The 2229-nt window shown below is 44.5% G+C and carries 2 protein-coding genes and 1 pseudogene; 2 read left to right on the forward strand and 1 reads right to left on the reverse strand.

The genetic code is table 11. The annotated features are described in order from the left end of the window. A pseudogene (locus WBA89_RS02865) lies at window positions 1-745 on the reverse strand (ATPase); the annotation flags it as partial. A gap of 316 nt (window positions 746-1061) precedes the next feature. On the opposite strand from WBA89_RS02865, the gene WBA89_RS02870 reads away from it, so the two are divergent. After that, entirely contained in the window at window positions 1062-1433 is a 372-nt protein-coding gene (locus tag WBA89_RS02870; RefSeq protein ID WP_424403901.1) for a hypothetical protein, read from the forward strand. A gap of 3 nt (window positions 1434-1436) precedes the next feature. Beyond that, the gene (locus tag WBA89_RS02875) at window positions 1437-2216 is read left to right on the forward strand and encodes a Tat pathway signal protein (protein ID WP_424403903.1); all 780 of its coding nucleotides are present in this window, start codon (window positions 1437-1439) and stop codon (window positions 2214-2216) included. The last annotated feature ends 13 nt before the right edge of the window (window positions 2217-2229 follow it).

Here is a 2229-nt window from a genome sequence, read left to right on the forward strand (position 1 = left end):
GAATCTCTTCGCCGCGCCTGGGAGAAAGAGGTTGAATCTCTTCGCCCCCCCTTGATAAGGGGGGGTTGGGGGGGTTAGTTTCTTGCTGCTGCGATAGGAATTTAATTAAGTCGGTTTGAAGTGATGCGAGGGCTGGCGCGTCGCGGAGGCTTCGCCAGATGATGCAGTCGAATTCGTGTTGAATTTGTGGGATTAGTTGGAGTGTCAGGGCGGTTTTGCCAATACCGGATAAGCCTAGGATGGTGATGAGGCGGGTGCGGCTTGAAATCCAGTTTTCGAGGGTTGTGAGTTCGGATGTGCGATCGAAAAATGTGGATATTTCGGGTGCGTCGCCTAAGTCGATGCGGGGCTGTTTTGCTGTTGGTTGGGGGTTTTGGGGAGTTTTGGGCGATCGGGCTTTTTCACGACAAATGTTAAAGTTATTATTGACTGTGACATTCTCGCCAACTTTAATATTATCGCCCACTATAGCTAATTGATAATTATAAATTTTTTCCTTCTCTAATACAGTCCTAAAATTTGCTTTAGTAATATTTTTTCCTAATCCTTTAGAAAGTAGTTTCCAAAGGTGCGAACCAACATTTCTAACATGACTTGGACTTGAGTAAACTTCTTGAGCAATTTGCGTGTAAGTTGTGTCTTGTAAAGTTCCCCGCAGGATAGCTTCTTGCACATAATCCAAGTGCTTTCCCGTCTTAGCAAAAATTAGCTCATCTGCCAGTGTCAAAACTTCGGCAATATCCATAGATTAGGGAGAAGCTGGAGTTTACACCATTTATTATACCTGACATTTCGTACAATTGTGACATTTTTAATTTTGTCATCTATCTAAAGTCAGGACTTTTCCTACACAGCTCATCCTTTATATTAATTGATTAAGGTATTACCAGGATATTTTTATGAAGCGAGTGCGGTGGCTCAGTGGTTTGCTCTCGGCTGGGGTGTTGTCTTTTACTCTAGCGACTGTTGGCGCACAAGTGGCCCAGGCCCAGCGGCCCATTCCTTGGACTGACCTAAAATGCCAAGTTAAAGGTCGGCAGCGATCCATGTTCGAGGATATTGTGGTAAGTAGAGAAATATACACCAGTATGTTGCGGATTTTTCCAGGTACCAGTTTCACCTGCAAGCTTCCCGGTGGTCGTGCCTCTCTCGAATTACAATTTGCAATTCCTGATAAGGAAAGGAAAGCCCCAATAAAAGTAGATGTTTATGTAGATGGAAATCACCTTAAATCCCTCACAGGTGAAAAAGGTAAAGTACATACAATGTTAGTTGATGTCAGTAATGGCAAAAGTTTATCAATAGACGTAGATTGTGCTGCTGCGACAGATTGCCTTAGTGTGAGTAGTGGGCCTTTTAGTAGTATCTTAGATGGTTATAACTTCATTAAATTTCAAGTTGTACCGGGGGCAAGCTCTCCAGGGAGAAGATAAATTATGAGTCTTAGCCGCCGTCAATTTAATCGTATCATCATCTGGGGTGGCGCTTCTTTTGCTGCTTCCGCAACATCCGGCATCTTTTTTCCCAAACCTGCTGAGGCTTATTCCCTGGAATTTCCGATTAGTGCCTTATCAGCCGATCGCGTTTTCAACGGTATTCAGAAATATTGTGGAGCGCAAGCTATCCCTGGTGTTCTATCACCAATCTTACAAGGCAATACTAATGTTAGCAGTAAAATAGATGCAAGTGCCGCTAACGTTATTCGCACCGCAGACCAAGAATTTGTAGATCGAAATTTTACCACCAAAAGAACCGAATTAGCTTTAGCAGGGGAAGGTATTAAGGAAAATAGAACTATCAGTCGTTTATGGGGTAGGCAAAGACAGGATAACTTTGGGCCTAATGTTGGTTTTGGCTTCGTGGAAAAGGTTAGTGGTCAATACAAAGATTCCAAAATTTCTGGGCCGACAATGTGCGCTATTCATAATGCTCAACAAGTCTTAGCAGATCAAAGATTAACGCCTCCAGAAATCGCGGCTTCTGTCTTACCAACGCGATCGCGATTGGATGATTGGGGCTCTTGGGGAGGGGATGCGGATGCGTCTGCTGGGAGGAATCCTGGTGCTGTTTTTGCTCAATACACTACAGCCGCGGGTACGGTAACATCTCGCTACGATTTAGTTGAACCGGGGCCGAAAGGTTTTGGGCGGGTTGAGTATACTATTGAAGCTGAAAATCAGCCGCGGCGGGTGATTTTGGTGACGGTGAGGTTTTAGGGAAGGTAGGGAC

The sequence above is a fragment of the Microcoleus sp. genome, from assembly GCF_049646505.1.
Lineage (GTDB): Bacteria > Cyanobacteriota > Cyanobacteriia > Cyanobacteriales > Microcoleaceae > Microcoleus.